This window comes from Oceanisphaera sp. W20_SRM_FM3 (assembly GCF_052119705.1).
Taxonomy (GTDB): Bacteria; Pseudomonadota; Gammaproteobacteria; order Enterobacterales; family Aeromonadaceae; genus Oceanimonas.
The window spans coordinates 1-16,282 of record NZ_JBGQOP010000038.1; the positions used below are offsets into that span (position 1 = coordinate 1).

General features: G+C 48.9%; 15 protein-coding genes. 4 read left to right on the top strand and 11 right to left on the bottom strand.

What is annotated here, in order from left to right; translation table 11 throughout:
- Window positions 1-300 precede the first annotated feature (300 nt).
- Window positions 301-894: a DUF924 family protein gene (locus ACEN2G_RS14035; protein ID WP_442022596.1), complete on the top strand. Its 594-nt coding sequence runs from the start codon at window positions 301-303 to the stop codon at window positions 892-894.
- 106 nt (window positions 895-1,000) lie between these two features.
- On the opposite strand, the gene ACEN2G_RS14040 is transcribed toward ACEN2G_RS14035, so the two are convergent.
- Window positions 1,001-1,633, bottom strand: coding sequence for a YccT family protein (locus ACEN2G_RS14040; RefSeq protein ID WP_442022598.1), 633 nt, complete (start codon window positions 1,631-1,633; stop codon window positions 1,001-1,003).
- 213 nt (window positions 1,634-1,846) lie between these two features.
- Window positions 1,847-4,114, bottom strand: coding sequence for an ATP-dependent DNA helicase DinG (dinG, locus tag ACEN2G_RS14045; RefSeq protein WP_442022600.1), 2,268 nt, complete (start codon window positions 4,112-4,114; stop codon window positions 1,847-1,849).
- A 467-nt stretch (window positions 4,115-4,581) separates the two neighbouring features.
- Between dinG and ACEN2G_RS14050 the strand changes: the two genes are divergently transcribed.
- The gene (locus ACEN2G_RS14050; protein ID WP_442022602.1) at window positions 4,582-5,709 is read left to right on the top strand and encodes a porin; all 1,128 of its coding nucleotides are present in this window, start codon (window positions 4,582-4,584) and stop codon (window positions 5,707-5,709) included.
- Window positions 5,710-5,895: 186 nt separating this feature from the next.
- Here the strand turns inward: ACEN2G_RS14050 and ACEN2G_RS14055 are convergent, their stop codons facing one another.
- The 7 genes from ACEN2G_RS14055 to ACEN2G_RS14085 form a co-directional block, all read right to left on the bottom strand.
- Complete coding sequence (locus ACEN2G_RS14055; RefSeq protein ID WP_442022604.1) at window positions 5,896-6,264, bottom strand: transcriptional regulator, TraR/DksA family protein; 369 nt, start codon at window positions 6,262-6,264, stop codon at window positions 5,896-5,898.
- A gap of 90 nt (window positions 6,265-6,354) precedes the next feature.
- Window positions 6,355-7,290 carry a tRNA-dihydrouridine synthase gene (locus ACEN2G_RS14060; protein ID WP_442022606.1) on the bottom strand — a complete coding sequence of 312 codons (936 nt, stop codon included), beginning with the start codon at window positions 7,288-7,290 and terminating at the stop codon, window positions 6,355-6,357.
- A gap of 251 nt (window positions 7,291-7,541) precedes the next feature.
- On the bottom strand, window positions 7,542-7,994 hold the full coding sequence (locus ACEN2G_RS14065) for a DUF3299 domain-containing protein (RefSeq protein ID WP_442022624.1): 453 nt from the start codon (window positions 7,992-7,994) through the stop codon (window positions 7,542-7,544).
- Window positions 7,995-8,047: 53 nt separating this feature from the next.
- Window positions 8,048-9,295: an ABC transporter permease gene (locus tag ACEN2G_RS14070; RefSeq protein ID WP_442022608.1), complete on the bottom strand. Its 1,248-nt coding sequence runs from the start codon at window positions 9,293-9,295 to the stop codon at window positions 8,048-8,050.
- Window positions 9,289-10,035 carry an ABC transporter ATP-binding protein gene (locus ACEN2G_RS14075; protein ID WP_442022610.1) on the bottom strand — a complete coding sequence of 249 codons (747 nt, stop codon included), beginning with the start codon at window positions 10,033-10,035 and terminating at the stop codon, window positions 9,289-9,291. Before ACEN2G_RS14075 ends, ACEN2G_RS14070 begins: the two co-directional genes overlap by 7 nt.
- 6 nt (window positions 10,036-10,041) lie before the next feature.
- Window positions 10,042-10,692 (bottom strand): ZrgA family zinc uptake protein, encoded by a 651-nt coding sequence (locus tag ACEN2G_RS14080; protein ID WP_442022612.1) that lies wholly within the window; start codon window positions 10,690-10,692, stop codon window positions 10,042-10,044.
- Between the two features lie 182 nt (window positions 10,693-10,874).
- Complete coding sequence (locus tag ACEN2G_RS14085) at window positions 10,875-11,750, bottom strand: LysR family transcriptional regulator (protein WP_442022614.1); 876 nt, start codon at window positions 11,748-11,750, stop codon at window positions 10,875-10,877.
- Between the two features lie 737 nt (window positions 11,751-12,487).
- Here ACEN2G_RS14085 and ACEN2G_RS14090 point away from each other — a divergent pair.
- Entirely contained in the window at window positions 12,488-13,684 is a 1,197-nt protein-coding gene (locus ACEN2G_RS14090) for an MFS transporter (protein WP_442022616.1), read from the top strand.
- Here ACEN2G_RS14090 and ACEN2G_RS14095 read toward each other — a convergent pair.
- Both ACEN2G_RS14095 and ACEN2G_RS14100 read right to left on the bottom strand, forming a co-directional pair.
- Window positions 13,681-14,217: a VOC family protein gene (locus ACEN2G_RS14095; RefSeq protein ID WP_442022618.1), complete on the bottom strand. Its 537-nt coding sequence runs from the start codon at window positions 14,215-14,217 to the stop codon at window positions 13,681-13,683. The genes ACEN2G_RS14090 and ACEN2G_RS14095 overlap by 4 nt on opposite strands.
- Window positions 14,218-14,222: 5 nt before the next feature.
- A complete protein-coding gene (locus ACEN2G_RS14100) occupies window positions 14,223-14,987 on the bottom strand; it encodes a DNA repair ATPase (protein WP_442022620.1) in 765 nt (254 codons plus the stop codon).
- 210 nt (window positions 14,988-15,197) lie between these two features.
- Between ACEN2G_RS14100 and cysB the strand changes: the two genes are divergently transcribed.
- Window positions 15,198-16,172: an HTH-type transcriptional regulator CysB gene (gene cysB, locus ACEN2G_RS14105; RefSeq protein ID WP_442022622.1), complete on the top strand. Its 975-nt coding sequence runs from the start codon at window positions 15,198-15,200 to the stop codon at window positions 16,170-16,172.
- Window positions 16,173-16,282 lie beyond the last annotated feature (110 nt).

Genomic DNA, 16,282 nt, shown 5'->3' on the forward strand with positions numbered 1-16,282 from the left:
GAGTCGTTCCATGTAACTTTTTGAATTTATTGGTGATTAGTTTACTGAAACATGGCTGAGCTTTGTTGGTAATCAGTAAGGCATTTATCTTTTGTCGTACGTGAACTGCGTCCGTGACTCTCGTAAACAAAGAGGGCTCTTTTCCGTGGCAAAAAAAGTTCTGTTCCACATCAGTTATACCCTTCTGCTTATGTGGATCTTTTAGTGGATTTTGTGGGTTTCGTTGCAGATATGGTCTTGGGTTTTGATCTTCTTAGCTGACGGCTGCTTATTGTTCCTCGAAGAGGATGAGAGATAGTTATGGTTGATTCGATATTGGAATTCTGGTTTACAGAGCTTAAGCCCGCCCAGTGGTGGCAAAAGAACAAAGCGCTGGATAAAAAAATTGCACGTCGCTTTGGTGAGTTACACCAACAGGCCCGTGCGGGTGAGTTATATGCATGGCGAGCAACGGCCGAAGGGCGCTTAGGCGAAATTATTGTACTGGATCAGTTTTCCCGAAATATTTATCGGGACCAGCCCCAAGCCTTTGCCAGTGATGGTATGGCATTAGTGTTGGCGCAAGAGGCTATTCGCACGGGTGCCGACCAAGAACTTAGCCCACAGCAGCGGGTATTTTTGTATATGCCGTTTATGCACAGTGAATCAATTAAGATCCATGAGGTGGCGCAAGTCTTGTTTACTCAGAATGCAGATCCGAGTCAGACTAGTCAGAGCAATGAAAGTGAAAGTACAAGTGAGCTAGTGGGAGCAAAAAGCAGCTTAAAGTATCAAACGGCGCATCGCGATATTATTCAACGCTTCGGTCGTTATCCCCATCGCAATGCGATACTCGGCCGAGAGTCGAGTGCAGAAGAGCAAGCCTTCCTTAAGCAGCCAAATTCATCGTTTTAATGAGAAAGTGAGGGATGAGGTGCAAAAGGGAAGACAAACATCAAACTTTCAAATTCGGTGTTTTTCTTGTCCTCTTCACACTTTACCCCTCACGCTTCACAGAAACTTACTGCTGTTGAATAGCCCAGATCTGGAAGGCACGTTGGGTATCTTTATCGGCAGTGCTCCACCAGTGCTTGAGCATCTCAAGAGAGTCTGCATCTACCGGCGCTGCACCAAACTTAGCTTCGGCTGCGGCGACGGCGGCGTCGGTACGACCACTAAAGGCTTTATTATTCTCTTTTAAATAATCTTGAATACCACGGGTAAGATCTAAACCGGCTGGGCGATGAATAGTGTAAATTTCAGCGGCCACGGGTTGACCGGTGCGTTTATCAATTACGGTAATTTGTGCCGCTTGGTCGCGCAAAAACTCACGAGCCTGCTGGTAACTGTTTGGCTTTTGATATTGCAGACTTAGATCGGAATCCGCATCTGTTTCTAGGTTGATGATAACGGGGTCACCTTCCATCACACGAATGTTCTGGCGGGTAGAAAAATCGGCCACATATTCCAGTACAAACTGATGCTTGCCCGCACCCACCTCGGCCGAGTGCACTGAGCTCAGCGCGCTATGCTTGGTTTTTTCGCCATCTACTAATAATAATTGATAAGGCTGAGGCGTATTAATAGTGGCCGCATGACTGGCAAAAGACAGGCCAGCGATGGCGAGGGCAGCAAACGTTAAACGTGTGTTCATCAAATTGGGCTCCTGAGCCGTAAGTATTATTTTAGGCCGCCAAACTCAACACTAAATAAACTGTGGTTGAGCGAAGGCTTACATTAAGAACATAGTCGTTGAGCAACATAATCAATTGATTAAGATAGTCATTTGAGCCGAAGATTGTGGCAATTTCTGTCGGCTAGCGCAATCAGTAACACTCGCAGAATATATAGTCAGGATCAAAATCTACTATTTTGCTGCAATATTCAACGTAAAAGGGGGTAAGGCTTCTATTAATGCTGGGCCATAGCGTTTGGTTACGAGTCGCTTGTCTAACAATACGATGCGACCTACATCGGATTCACTGCGCAGCAAACGCCCACAGGCCTGAATGAGCTTGCGCGACGCCTCAGGCAGCGCTAATTGCATAAACGGATTGCCGCCGCACAGACTGATCCACTCTGCCATGGCTTCTTCTACCGGTGAGGTGGGCACGGCAAAAGGCAGCTTAGTGATAATGAGATTAGTTAGATAATGCCCCGGCAAATCCAGCCCTTCGGCAAAGCTGCCAGTGCCAAACAGTACGCTTGGCAGCTTTCCATCACATTTTTCTTTGTGCAAATGCAATAAGGCTTGGCGACTGGCTTCGCCTTGCACTAATAACGAGTGGCCTTGGGCGCGCAGGGTGGCGGCGGCTTGGTTCATTTGCCGATAGGATGAAAATAACACTAAGCTGGCGCTTTGGTCTGTTAACCACAAGGGGATTTGCTCGGCAAGCAGTTCATCAAACTGGGCGCTGCTGGGCTCACAGGCCAAGGGCGGAATAATCAGCTGCGAGCTTTGATAATCAAAGGGCGAATTTAGCCGTAAATATTGGCTGCCATCGTCGGCACGCAATCCCACACTGCGGCGAAAATAGCCAAAGTCATTCAGTGCGGTCAAGGTAGCCGATACCATGATCACGGCCGCTGCGCGTGACCAACACCATTGCTCTAATAAGTGGCCAACTGCGAGTGGCGTGACGCACAGCACCACTTCTTTATTATCTTTAGCGTCTAGCTCTAACCAGCGGGCCGGCGGGGTTTGCTTCGCCAGCGCAGGCTTAAGCAGTAAAGCACTGCCATCACGCAGCTGCTCGGCTTGTAACAGTTGCAGGCTTACCATGGCCAACGCCGCTTCAATCACAGCCGCTTGACTAGGGTTAATTTTTAGCTGCTCTGCCAACAGGCTGCTAATGGGGCTGAGCGCGCGACAAAAAATTAAACTGTCTTCTTTTAAACGCGTTAACGGTTCATCGAGGCCGCAGGGCAGGTCACCTGTGGTAAAGCGTAAACAGCCTTGGTCGTCGGGCGTGAGGTCACCTCTTTGCAAGGCCGAGATTAACTGGCGATAAAGCTCGTTTAGGCTTGGGATCAGCTGTGCCAAGCCATGCTGTAATTTCCCGATGGCGGTTTGGCCATCAGTACCTAACACATCATTTAACTTACTCTGCCATTTATTAAATTGCTCCAAGGATCGCCTAAGTTGGCGCAATGCCAAGCGTGCCGAACCCTGATCGCGGGCCACACTGGCAATATGATGGGCTTCATCCAATATATAGAGGCACTGCTCAGGCTCGGGCAAAACTATGCCGCCGCCCATGCTCAAATCTGCCAACAGCAAAGCATGATTGACCACTATCACATCCGCTTGCTCAAGCTCGGCGCGGGCCTTATGAAAGGGGCAAGTTTGATGGCCGAGCATCGGCTGACAGCTATGGCGCTCGGCCTGTATTTGCTGCCAGAGCCCATTATCGATAGGGGTGGGCCAACTGTCTTTGTCGCCGGCCCAACTGCCATCGCACAAGGCTTGCCACATTTTTGCCAACTGGCTTTGTTGGCTCTTGGTTAAGGGCGCGCTGCTTAATAAGTGGCTATCCGATAACATTTGCTCGAACGAACCCGGATCAAACATTTGCGTTTGTGCAGCTCCTGCACTCAGATCCGATAAGCGTCGCGCACAACAGTAGCGAGCACGGCCTTTGGCAAGCGCAAATTTAAAGCTGGGTTTACAGTGCGGATGAAACAGCGGCAAGTCTTTCTCAATTAACTGCTCTTGCAGGGCCAAGGTGGCGGTAGAGATCACCAACTTCTTTTGTTGCATCCGCGCCCAAGGAATTCCCGCCTGTAAATAGGCCAATGACTTGCCTATGCCCGTCCCTGCCTCGGCCACTAAAATACGCCGCCCCGCATCGTAGCGGCCAGACAACACCTTACTCATCTCTGCCACCAGATAATTTTGCTCACGCCGCGGCTTAAAGTTGGGCAGGGCTTTACTCAAACGCCGATAATTATCGCGGACTAGGCTTTGATAATCACCACTCGATTTATTTGTTTGACGTGTATCAGTACCGTGGTTATCAGTACAGTGGTTATTAGTGCCGTGGTTATCAGTGCTGTGCTTATTAGCGTTGGCATTATCAGAGTTAGAATTATTAAAGTTAGGCTTATCAGAGTTAGGCTTATCGGAATGAGGCATTAGGTTAGCTTATAAAAGTGAATGGCCAAGGCGCAGTGAGTGATTAAAGAAAAGTTTGGGTAAAAGCCCCGTAACGAGCGAGCCGGTATTGATTGCTCCCAGATTATAACATGCTGTGCGTACAAAGAATGAAGAAGGCCCATTTGCCATAAATCGGTATTGCTAACGCAGCAAAGCCGCGTGGCATCAGCAACGCAAGCCATTTATCAGCAAATGACTACCGACTACCCCTCCCTAAGAATAAAGAGCAAATGCCCCTAAAATGGCTAGCCGCCGGCGATCTGAGAAAATGAGGGGCGGCTCACAATTGCTGCTAGATGAGTATTTTTGTCACAAAAAGTTCCCATTGATTTGGTTGCAAGCCCAAAATAGCGGTGTTAGTCTGCTATCCATAGTAACGCAAGACGTTGCTAACACAGGGAAAACAAAGACTTAGTGTTTAATCACAACAGTAGGCATATAAAAAAATGAAAAAAACAATTTTAGCTATGATGATTCCTGCACTGTTCGCAACTTCTGCCAGTGCCGTAACAGTTTACTCTGAGGAAGGCTCTCAGGTTGATATCTACGGTCGTATTCAATATGAAGCCGGCAAGCGTGATTACCAAGGTGGCTTTGCTGAAGCTAAAGCAGATAAAGCCGAACGTTTTGGTGGTGACGGCGAAGCACGTTTGGGCGTGAATGCAAAATATTTACTGAACGATGATGTTGACCTGATTGGTAAGCTGGAGTGGACCGCAATTACTGAAGGTGATGGCGATTCTGATGGTGCAAGTGATGGTAAGTCTCTCAAAAGTCGTTATGCATGGGCGGGTTTCCGTTTTGTTGACACTACTGAGCTGACTTTCGGTCGCAGCTTGGATCCGTACGCTCAAGCACTTGATTACACTGATATACTGGATATTTACGGCGGTACCGCAGCTTACGGTGGTGCTATTGGTGATGTAACTGATTCATTAGGCTATAAAGCAGCCGTTAATGACAAGGTTGATGACCAAGTACTGTTGACCTACGCCGAGAATGGCGTTGATCTACGTGCCGGTTACGCCTTTGCTGATGATAATAAGCAAGACGGTAATACTGGTAAGAAAAACCAATGGTCCGTATCTGCCGGTTACACAGCTCCAATGGGTCTGGGTGTGGTTGCAGCCTACGAACAGCAAAAATTTGGTGATTTTGATCTAGGTCTTGTTGGTGAAGATAACTACGAGCTAGATGCTTGGATTACCGGTGTGAACTACACTGTCGATGGTTTCTACTTCGCCGCTTTGTACACCGAGCAGGCGCTTGAAAACTCCATTAGCAAGCTGGACACTAAAGGTTACGAGTTACACGCCGAATATAATGTAGATGCGTGGACCATGTTTGCCCAGTACTCAAAAGAAAAGGCAGAACTGGACTTTGATGCTATAGGGTTTAATAACTTCAAGTGGGATAGCATTGATACCACTACCGTTGGTGTGCGCTACGCGTTGACGCCAAAGGCTAAGTTATATGCTGAATATGTAATTTCAGACTCCGAAACATTGGATGATAACTTAGATGTTGTTAATAAAGACGACGTCTACGGTATGGGTATTCAATATAATTTCTAAATTCGCTTTAAGCTAATTTAGAAACTTAAAAGCCGGCGCAAGCCGGCTTTTTGTTATCAATTCAAAGTGTTAGCAATTAATCTTTATTCACCATTCACCATTCACCATTCACCATTCACCATTCACCATTCACCATTCACACCTCTCGTTCTTATTTAGCTGGGCACTTGGTGCTGGGCGCTGCTATCAAAGCTTCCAACTCGCGGGTTGGCTATTTAGGTGCTTGCTGTGGCACAGGCTGCAGCGCTGGCGACAGGGGTCTTGATATAACTGCTCGCGGCTGAGCTCATCTTCACAATCGCTGCATAACCCGTATAAGCCTAATTGTTGCTGGCACAGGGCCGCGTCTACTTGTTTAAGCTGCTTTATATGGGGCTCTAGCTGGGGCCACACCGCCAATGCGGCTTGGTCGGCCCATTCATCGGGGGATAAATCGCTAAGCTGGCCTGCCAAATCACTATCTAACGCCTGCACCGCCTGCAAAAAAGCGTGCCTGCGCATTGAAGCCTCCGCCTTTAGGCGCTCTTCCAGTCGAGACTCTAGTTTGCTGCTCATAATTGATTCCTAAAAGCTGAAATGGGCATCATTATAGGTGGCCATCTTGCTTCGCAGCATGACGCAAATCAAAGGTCAGCAAGAGTGTCGCTAGAGTGAAGCAAGCGTGCGACGAATATCGTCGGTGTGTTTTAAGGTGCGAATGTGGCCAAACAGATCATGAGCGGGCTGATATTGGATTTTTAAGTAGCTTAACCATTGCTTGATGCGGTTCGGGTAATACTCGCCTTTATCACCTTCTATCTCTTGCGCCGAATAATCTAATAGCAGCGCCAACACTTGTGCCCAGCTCATGGGGGCGACCTTGTGCTTGATGGTGGCCGCCAAGTTTGGCAAGGCTAGGGCACCGCGGCCGAGCATTACGTCCGTGCAGCCACTTTGTGTTTGAGCAAGTAAGGCCTGCTCGCTATTCCAGATCTCGCCGTTAATCACCACCGGAATGCTTAAGGCCGCGCGAATATCGGCCACCATGGGCCAATAGGCCGGCGGGCGATAGCCGTCTTTCTTACTGCGCGCATGCACGGCCAGCTCAGTAATGCCGCCTTCTACCAGTGCCTGGCTGTTTTCTAAGTAGCTGTCTCTGTCTTCTAACCCTAAGCGAATTTTGGCGCTCACTGGCAAATGGGCGGGCACGGCGGCGCGCACCGCTTTAGCGATGCGATATAACTGCTCACTGTCGGCCAACAGGGAAGCGCCGCCGCGACTTTTATTCACGGTTTTAGCCGGGCAACCAAAATTAAGATCTATGCCTTGAGCACCTAATAAACAGGCCTGATCGGCATTTTCTGCCAGCCAATCAGGCTCTTGGCCCAACAGTTGAATGCGCACCGGCGTACCGTTGGGGGTTTTACAGCCTTGGTGCAATTCTGGGCACAGGCGATGAAATACTCGCGATGGCAAGCGCATATCGACCACGCGAATAAACTCGGTCACACATAAGTCGAAGGGATTAATGCGGGTCAGTAAATCGCGCATTAAGTGATCCAATACCCCCTCCATGGGGGCTAAAATCAAACGAGCAGTCATTTAATAGCAAAGGGACGAAAGGGATCAGGGCGCGATTATAACAGAAACCTCCTTGAGGAGCGGTAAGCCCTCAGCTTCTTTTTTATCTTGTAGGCGAACGCTTGCTCTCGCATTTCGCCGCAGGCGGAACGGGTTAAAGCGTCCGACACCTAGCTAGGACAAAATCTAAGCCAACACAGTGCCGAACAAGTGGGCACACTACGAAGGGAAAAACCTATCCAGCTCGCATCTTTTATAGCCCCATGACCTAATTAATGAGGTCGCTCATAAGGGGTGACGCTGGTGGCGGTGAGGGAATACGCGGCATCGCCCATTTCATGGCTGGCGGCCGTGGTTTGTAAGGTGCCGGTTACCCACACCGCATTCCATAAGTCATCAACCTTGGCACCCTCTGGGTAGGCTACATAGACAATTTGGTTGGTAGGGGGCGGGGGCACATGAATACAGGCGCCAAAGTAGGGCACCAATAAAAAGGCGGTGATCTCATGGCTATCGCCCTCCAGCGGCACCACAAAACCGGGCAAGCGGACTGGAGTGCCATTTAAGCCTTCTACTACCTTACCGATAGGTTGCTTAGGGATGGCAAACTCATCGTTATGGTCTACCTCGGGAAAAGGCGGCGGATTAAGCTGCTCACTTAGAGGGATCAAATCATCCCATTCTAATTCTTTGTAAGCCGTATCTTTAGACACATTGGCCCACATGGGATTGCTGATTATCATAAGCGCGGTAAACGCCATGGCTAAATACGCTTTCATTAGTGATCGATACTCATGCCGTCGTGCAGTGAATAAAAATAGGCGCGCAGCGCGGGCAGCATGCCCATTACAGAGCCCGCCAGTAAGGTGAGGCCAATTAAACGCCACTCACTTATACTTGGCCAGCCAAGGGGGAGCAGTAAACCGTGTTGCGCTTGTAGCCAAGGTGCCAAGCTTAACTGTGCCCCATATAAGAGTGCGAGTCCGAGGCTAATACCCAGCGCCGTCAATAATAACGCTTCCAAAATGAGTAAACCAAACAAATGCCTAGGCCCTGCTCCCAGAGCACGTAAAATGGCCAGCTCTCGGCGTCGTGCCGATAAACCGGCGAGCAAGGTGGTTAACATGCCAAGCAAGCCTGCGATCACCACAAACACGGCAATAAAGGCGATGGCTTTTTCCGCCATGCTCAGTAAGCCCCATAACTCATGCAAAGCCGCAGCGGGCAAGATGGCCGATAAGGGCTCGGCGCGATAATTATTAATGGCGCGCTGCAAACCAAACACTTGCACCTTATTGTGCATGCCCACTAAAAAGGCGGTAATGGACTTAGGCGTTAAGTCTTGCACTAGTGCCTGTTCTGCAGACAGATTAAGCGTTTTACGGCCCGTTTCCCAGCCCAGATGAATGGCTTCTAGCCCATCTAAGCGTACATGCACGGTTTTATCTACCGGCGTGCCCGTGGGCGCTAAGATACCGACCAAGGTAAAGGGCAAGTCGTCATGCAAACTAAAAGAAGTGTTGCCGGCACCGTGGGCAATAATCAGTGAGTCATCAAGCTGATAGCCTAAAGTGCGTGCCACGTCTGCGCCAATTACGGCCTCAAAGGTGTTGTTAAAGACACGCCCTTGGGCCAGTTGCAATGCTTGCTGGCGCCCATACGCGTAGTGCTTAAAGTAGTCTTGATTGGTGCCCAACACCCGAAACCCCTGATGAGAGTCCCCCAAGGCGATCGGAATTGTCCAGGCAATACCCGACTGCTTTTTAATACGCTGATAACTATCCCAACTGATGTTATTGGTGGGGTTGCCGAGGCGAAACACCGAATACAACAATAGGTTTATTTGACCGGTACGGGCACCCACAATTAAATCCGTGCCTGATAAGGTACGAGAGAAGCTATCTTTTAGCTCCACCCGCACTTTTTCAACTCCCAACAGCAGCAGCACACTAATGGCGATGGCCATGAGGGTTAAGCCGGCGGTGAGGCGCCTCGCCCACAGACTCTTTAGCGCGAGAATTAACATAATGGGGCCTCATTAAGTGCAGATTTATTGAGAGCAGCCTTGTTTAGAGAAGCTTTATTTAGAGAAGACTTATTTATAGAGGACAGAGACAGTACCCGCTCAAACAGCGGTTCAAGCGTTGGGTCGTGACTCACAAAAATTAAGCTACTGCCTTGGCGTCGGCATTCTTTAAATAATAAATCCATAAAAGCACTGCGGCTGTCTGCATCCAAGGCGGAGGTAGGTTCGTCGGCAATAATTAACTCTGGGCTACCCATTAAGGCGCGCGCCGCCGCGACTCTTTGCTGTTGGCCGATGCTGAGTTTATGCACCGGTTGCTGCCACAGCTCAGGTGCCAGCTGTAACTCGTGCAACAAGCGTGCAGCCTCGGCGGTGGGAGCTTGAGTGAGTCGGGCGCGTTTATGGCGAGAAAAGATCAGCGCCGAGCACACGTTTTCAATAACAGATAAAAAAGGCAGTAAATTAAACTGCTGAAAAATATAGCCTAAATGATCGGCTCGCACTTGATCCCGCGCTCGGGCCGAAAGCCGCGATAAGTCGCGGCCTAAAAACTGTAATTGCCCTTGATTGGCCACTTGAATACCGGCCAACAAGCCCAGCAGGGTACTTTTGCCGCTACCACTGGGCCCTTTGATAAATACCGACTCACCTTTGGCTAACTCAAAGTGTGGGATTTGTAGCAAAGGTGCCTGACCGGGCCAAGCAAACTCAAGATTATTAATGGTAATAAGTGCCTTCATCTTGGGTTACCAAGCCGCACGAGTTTGTTCTTGGCTTAAGGTGGCCGCTACCTGACTGTTAGCTATGATGCCTTGTAGCTCAATCTTATTGAAGCTAGCAAACTGCTCAAATAACTGAGTATCTAAACTTGTTAACGCCTGCGGTTGCAGGCACTGATAGTGATATTGTACTAACACATCGCTGTGTCCATGCTCGTCATGGTCATGGTCATGGTCATGGTCATGCGCTGCGTTTTGGTGTTCATCGGCTCCGGTTGATTTAGCCTTATGGTTATCTGCCTTAGCCTCATGATTGTCTTCGTGTTCGTTGAGTTCATCTTCATCTTGATCGATAAGCTTGCTCTCAATAAAAGTACACTCGGCCTGCTTGGGCAGGGTGAACAATAAATTCGCATCTTGTACGCGTTTAAATGCCGCGGTTTGCTGTTGCTCTTGTTCGATATTTTGTGGCGCGTGCTCAAAACCGACTATATCGGCGGCGGGCGCGTGTAACTCTAATATCAGCTGTTGCTCGTTCAAGGCCAGACTCAAACTACCTAAGCCATGTTGGTGAGCACCTTCTTGATGAACACCTGACTCGTGAGCATCGGGCAAGGGGGCGGCCAATACCGACAGTGGCAACAAAGGCAGGGCGAACAGACAAAATTTAGCTTTCATAGCAAACTCCGTTTGGAACTTATGTTGAATTTATCGTTATGTTATAACAATTGAATTGGCTTCTGTAAAGTGCGACCTGTCAGTGTGGCTTGTAACGAACTCAACAAGTTGACTCAGGAAAACGCGAGCCAATAGTCTTTACTCGACGCTTTTATGGCATTGGTTAGGCATTCTGGCGCTAGTTAGATATTTTGCTGCTGCATAAACTCCACAAACGCCTGCTCGGCACGGGATAGCGGGCGGTTATTGGGCCAAGCCAAACATAAGTCGAGAAAATAAGGCTCGCTAAAGGGAATGGCAAACAAGTCGGGATCGTCTTTAATCACCATGCGTAAAAAGGTGGTAATGGCAAAGCCTTGGCGCACCACGGCTTTGAGTAACGGAATTAAATTGCTCTCAAAACCAATGTTCAGCTTGATGCCGCTCTTTTTTGCCATGGCTTCTAGGTATTCTCGGTGAAATACGCCGTAGCGAAATAACGCCAATTCTTCGGCTAAAAAATCCGCCATGCTTATCACGGGTAGTCTGCGCGCCGGATGATCACGATTCACTACCGCCACCATTTCTTCGCGTATTAACGGCAAGCCGCTGAGCTGGGGCGGTAAAGATGCGGTCAGCACTATGCCTAAGCCCAGCTCACCTTGGCAGAGCTTCGCTAGTACATCTTGGGTGCCGGCTTCTATCACCTTAATCGATAGCCCCGGATATTGATGCTTAAACGCCATTAATAGCGGCGGAAAGTAAAATGAGCCCAACATGCTGGGGATGCCAATGCAGACTTCGCCACTATCAAGGTTTTGCAGCGCCGCCATATCTTGCTCGGCCATGGTGAGTGCATTAAGAATACGTTGCGCGTGCTGGTACAAACGCTCGCCCTCTGTGGTGAGATGCAAGCGGCCTTGCTGGCGACTAAATAAAGCCACACCCAAATGTTGCTCCAGCTTTTTTAGGGTCATGCTCACCGCCGGTTGAGCCAAATAAAGCCTCTGAGCTGCGCGGGTAATATTGCCCGCTTCGGCAACGGCAGCAAATTGGCGAAGCCATTTCACATCAAGCATATTTTATCCTTTTAAGGCCTTGTAAAGGCGAAGGGTAAAGAGTGAAGGGTAAAGCGGACGAAATAACCTTAAACCAAATCTAAACCCCAAACCTAATTTGCCACGGAACCCACGGAACCCACGGAAGAACAAGGAAAAATTAGGCTGAGATCAGATCGAAAAGTACCAAGAGGCCTTATGGGCAAGAGCAAGCTCTTCGGCCCCTCATCTGTCTCTTAGGTCTTACTAATAAAATACCTTTCAGATTTGATCTCTATTTTTCCGTGTTCTTCTGTGCTTCTCGTAACAAGGAGTCGTGGCGAGAAAGCCCTTAGTCTCGGTCTCTGCGGTTTTGTAGTCCGTCCCGTCTCTTAAGCTAAGAGGACTTCGGCGGTCCCTGCGAAGCAGGATGGATTTAACGGTTAAAGGCTACGTCTGGGTTGTAATGTCAGAACAAGTGTTCGCCTACAAGAGCCCCCTCTGTTTAACCTTGCTTGGCGCCGTTATTGGGTTTAGGTCTTACCCAATAAAATTTTCTTTTCAGATCTTATTACTATTTTCCGTGGGTTCCGTGCTTCTCGTAGCAAAAAGGCTTTAGTCTCTGCGGTGTCTTCTTAGTTCTGCTTTTTAACTGGGCGCTTGGTGCTGGGCGCCGGGCGCGATGTCTATAAATTCTAGTTATTGTTTTTATCAATTATATATATTTTATTTATGCTTAAGTCCGCGCTAAGGTCAAGGCTGATCATTAGGAGTCATCCATGATAGAGCTGAAAACCAAACTTTGGTGGCGGGCCACGCTGGCTCTGGGCTTAGGCTCTATGCTGGTGTTTATTAATTTGTATCTTGCCCAACCGTTATTGCCCTTGTTGGCGATAGATTTTTCTGTGTCGCCGCTGTCGGCGACCTGGTTGTTATCTATCTCCACGCTGGGGCTGGCGCTGGGCTTATTGTTTTGGGCAAGCGTAGCCGATCAATTAGGGCGCAAACCCGTGATGTTGGGCTGTTTGCTGGTGGCCTTAGTGCTGGGGCTGGTCGTTTCTCAGTTGAGCCAGTTTTCTAGTTTGTTGATAGTAAGAGGGTTACAAGGCTTTTTCTTGGCTGGATTGCCGGCGACGGCGGTGGCCTATATGAGCGAGGAATTCACGCCCAAAGCTTTGGTCACCAGCATAGGGGTTTATATAGCAGCGAATTCATTAGGCGGAATAGCGGGGCGGGTGTTTGGTGGTTTATTGGCCCAGTGGGGTGGCCAATGGCAAACCAGTTTTATGGTGCTAGCAACGTTAAGCTTGGTGCTGTGGCTAGGGGTTTTAAAGTGGCTGCCGGCGTCACAGCACTTTGTGCCAACGGGCAAGGGCCAAGGTTTGAGCGCACTGGTTAATCATCTTAAAAACCCGCTGCTGTGGCCCATTTATTTGGTGGGTGGGCTCAATTTTATGGTGTTTTTAAATCAATATACCTATGTGGCCTTTTACCTGTCGGCGCCGCCCATTCAGCTGGCCAGTGCTGCCTTAGGCTTATTGTTTTTAACTTACCTAGCAGGCACTTTTGCCTCCAGCATTAGCGGTTGGCTCATTCAACGCTTTGGTTTGTGCCAAACTTTATTAGCGGCGATTGCCATTATGGCCATCGGCAACTTAGGGCTACTTAGCCCCCAGTTACCGGTTATTTTGTTAACGCTGTTTGTCGACAGCTTTGCCTTCTTTTTGGCCCATGCCTGCGCCAGCAGTTGGGTAGGGCGCAGCGTAACTGAGCATCGCGCCTTAGCATCTTCATTGTATTTAGTGTTTTATTATTTAGGCGCCAGCCTAGGCGGCGTGTACTTGTATCCGTTTTGGACATGGGCCGGCTTGCCCGGTGTGATGCTCGGCAGCATGTTGGTATTACTGGTGACGGCAGGGCTTACGTTGAGGTTGCCACACAATACTCGGGTCTCAGACACTAGGCATTTAACCTAATGAGTGAAGTAATCCGCCGGCACAGAGATCACTTGGTTACTGGCAATCTCAATGGCTATGGTGTCGGCTAGGCTTTGGCTGTGAAATTTGATTTGGTAGGTGCCCATACTCAAGGTCAGCTCTGGGGCAGAGTGGGTTAAGCCGGTGCGGTTGAAGGGCACCCAAGGGTAATCACTGAGTAATTGGGTGAGACTGGGCACCACTATTTCGCCGTGCTCAAGGCCAAGCGTATGTAGCTTGCCTGCTTTGGGCGCGGCTAATTCTAAGCAAGGGATAGGGCCAAAGGCGCTGGGGATGGAGTGATTGAGCTTAAAGGTGCTGATAGGACGCCCGCCTATCATGCCCTCTATTAATAGCGGACCAAAGGGAGCTAAGCGCTCTTGCAAGTCGAGATACTCTTGATTACTGGCGGCACGATAGCAAATATGATCCATGGGACCTAAGCGCAGTGCTAAGCCATGATCAAGCATGCCTTGCTCAAGCTCGGCTAAAAAAAAGTCTAAATTGCCGATGGTCTCGTCGAGGCTGAGCATGGCTGTTACCATTTTTTCTTTGGTTCAAAGAGTTGGTCAAGCTCTGACTTTTCACTTTCTTCTTCACGAATTTTTTGCTCTTGCTCGACTTGCTGTTGGCTGCTGGTTATCTCACTCAAACGCTGTTGCATACTGGCTTCTATGCTTTTCAATTGTTCATCTTTATCTGCAATTTGATCCAGCACCATCAGGCCTTTTTTCAACATTTGCTGCGCGGTATTGTTATCGCGATTAACCAGTGCTGCCCCCGCGCGCTTGGCGAGGTTAATCAGATTAACCTTTAAGCGGATAAGCTCTAAGCGCCTATCTTCAACCACAAAAATCTGATTACCTACTTTGCCTTTATTGTGTTCGAGGCGCAGCACGGTGCGCAGTCGCTTCACTATTTGCAGAATTTGAATAGCTTGCTGATCGGAGTCCGGTGCTTTAAGCGCGGTATGCTCCATTTGGTAATGTTCTTTTACTTGGCTAATTTGCTGGTCGATATTGGCTCGACGGGTTTTTACCTGCAGATTAGTGGGGTCTTGCTGCTGCATCGTCTGCAAGCTGTACTGAATGCGCTGGTAAAGAGTGAGCACTAAGGCCTTGCTAAACGGCAATTGGCTGGCGTTTAACAGCAATTCATCGGTTTCATTGATGATATTTTTGTGTTTAAGCAAAAGCGTACGTTTTTCTGCTTCTTGCTTATTCCAATACTGCTGCATCATGTTGTAAATAATGACCAAAAAAAGCAGGGCGCCTATGGCTATGAGGATCAGGGTCAGCGTCATATATGGGCGGCTCGGTTAGGGTAAGAGGTAAAAAGAAATGGTACCCCAGTCGGCGGGTTTTGGCTAATGCGTGTCGCGAAATGAGCGTGTGTGTTGATTTTATATCCATTTTCTATATAACTTATAGTTATTAAGGACCCTGCCAGAGAAATTATTTCTTAGATCTGGTAAACTTACTTGGTTTGTCGCCACCCTAATGTGAGATGCCTAATGAAACTGCAGCAGTTGCGTTACATAGTTGAAGTTGCCAACCATAATCTGAATGTGTCTGCTACTGCCGAGAGTCTGTATACCTCGCAACCTGGCATTAGTAAGCAAGTGCGCATGCTCGAAGATGAGCTGGGCATACAAGTGTTTGAGCGCAGCGGTAAGCATCTAACAAGAGTCACGCCGGCGGGGGTGGATATTATCCGTATTTCTAGCGAAATACTGGGCAAGGTCGAAAGCATTAAAGCGGTAGCCAGCCAGCATACGCATCCGGATCAAGGCTCGCTCAATATCTCCACCACTCATACTCAAGCGCGCTACGCTTTGCCTAAGGTCATTCAAGGTTTTATTAAACGCTACCCCAAAGTCTCTTTGCATATGCACCAAGGTACGCCCACGCAAATTAGCGAGTCGGTGGCCAAAGGCTCGTCGGATTTTGCCATTGCCACCGAGGCTATGCACTTGTATCAAGACTTGATCATGCTGCCTTGTTATCACTGGAACCGCTGTATTTTGGTGCCCAAAGACCATCCTTTAGCGGACATAGATAAACCTGGTATTGCCGATATCGCTCATTATTCATTGGTTACTTATGTATTTGGCTTTACCGGCCGCTCCGAATTAGACATCGCCTTTAATAAGGCCGGCTTTGAGCCCAAGGTGGTGTTTACCGCCACAGATGCGGACGTGATCAAGACTTATGTGCGCTTAGGCATTGGCATAGGGGTATTGGCCAGCATGGCGGTGGACCCGATTCAAGATGCGGATCTGGTGGCCATAGATGCCAGCCATCTGTTCTCGTCTAGCACCACTAAGATTGGCTTTCGTAAAGGGACTTTTTTGCGCAGCTATATGTATGACTTTATGGAACGCTTTGCGCCGCACCTCACCCGTGAACGGGTAGATAAAGCCATAGCGCTGAAAACCGCCGAAGAACGCGACCAGCTGTTTGATGATGTTATTTTGCCATCGCGCTAAAAGCTGAAAGCTTGAAGCGAGAAGCTGGAAGTTTGGAATGGCCCGACTAAAGTAGACACCCGTTTAAGCAGCATTAAGTTGCTGCGCATATGCGTTGGGGGTTAATCCTC

Coding starts and splice junctions, on each gene's coding strand:
- ACEN2G_RS14070 (WP_442022608.1), bottom strand. CDS start 9,295: ATGTTAATTCTCGCGCTAAAGAGTCTGTGGGCGAGGCGCCTCACCGCC.
- ACEN2G_RS14090 (WP_442022616.1), top strand. CDS start 12,488: ATGATAGAGCTGAAAACCAAACTTTGGTGGCGGGCCACGCTGGCTCTG.
- ACEN2G_RS14065 (WP_442022624.1), bottom strand. CDS start 7,994: ATGTGGGCCAATGTGTCTAAAGATACGGCTTACAAAGAATTAGAATGG.
- ACEN2G_RS14080 (WP_442022612.1), bottom strand. CDS start 10,692: ATGAAAGCTAAATTTTGTCTGTTCGCCCTGCCTTTGTTGCCACTGTCG.
- ACEN2G_RS14100 (WP_442022620.1), bottom strand. CDS start 14,987: ATGACGCTGACCCTGATCCTCATAGCCATAGGCGCCCTGCTTTTTTTG.
- ACEN2G_RS14095 (WP_442022618.1), bottom strand. CDS start 14,217: ATGCTCAGCCTCGACGAGACCATCGGCAATTTAGACTTTTTTTTAGCC.
- ACEN2G_RS14035 (WP_442022596.1), top strand. CDS start 301: ATGGTTGATTCGATATTGGAATTCTGGTTTACAGAGCTTAAGCCCGCC.
- dinG (WP_442022600.1), bottom strand. CDS start 4,114: ATGCCTCATTCCGATAAGCCTAACTCTGATAAGCCTAACTTTAATAAT.
- ACEN2G_RS14085 (WP_442022614.1), bottom strand. CDS start 11,750: ATGCTTGATGTGAAATGGCTTCGCCAATTTGCTGCCGTTGCCGAAGCG.
- ACEN2G_RS14075 (WP_442022610.1), bottom strand. CDS start 10,035: ATGAAGGCACTTATTACCATTAATAATCTTGAGTTTGCTTGGCCCGGT.
- ACEN2G_RS14060 (WP_442022606.1), bottom strand. CDS start 7,290: ATGACTGCTCGTTTGATTTTAGCCCCCATGGAGGGGGTATTGGATCAC.
- ACEN2G_RS14055 (WP_442022604.1), bottom strand. CDS start 6,264: ATGAGCAGCAAACTAGAGTCTCGACTGGAAGAGCGCCTAAAGGCGGAG.
- ACEN2G_RS14050 (WP_442022602.1), top strand. CDS start 4,582: ATGAAAAAAACAATTTTAGCTATGATGATTCCTGCACTGTTCGCAACT.
- cysB (WP_442022622.1), top strand. CDS start 15,198: ATGAAACTGCAGCAGTTGCGTTACATAGTTGAAGTTGCCAACCATAAT.
- ACEN2G_RS14040 (WP_442022598.1), bottom strand. CDS start 1,633: ATGAACACACGTTTAACGTTTGCTGCCCTCGCCATCGCTGGCCTGTCT.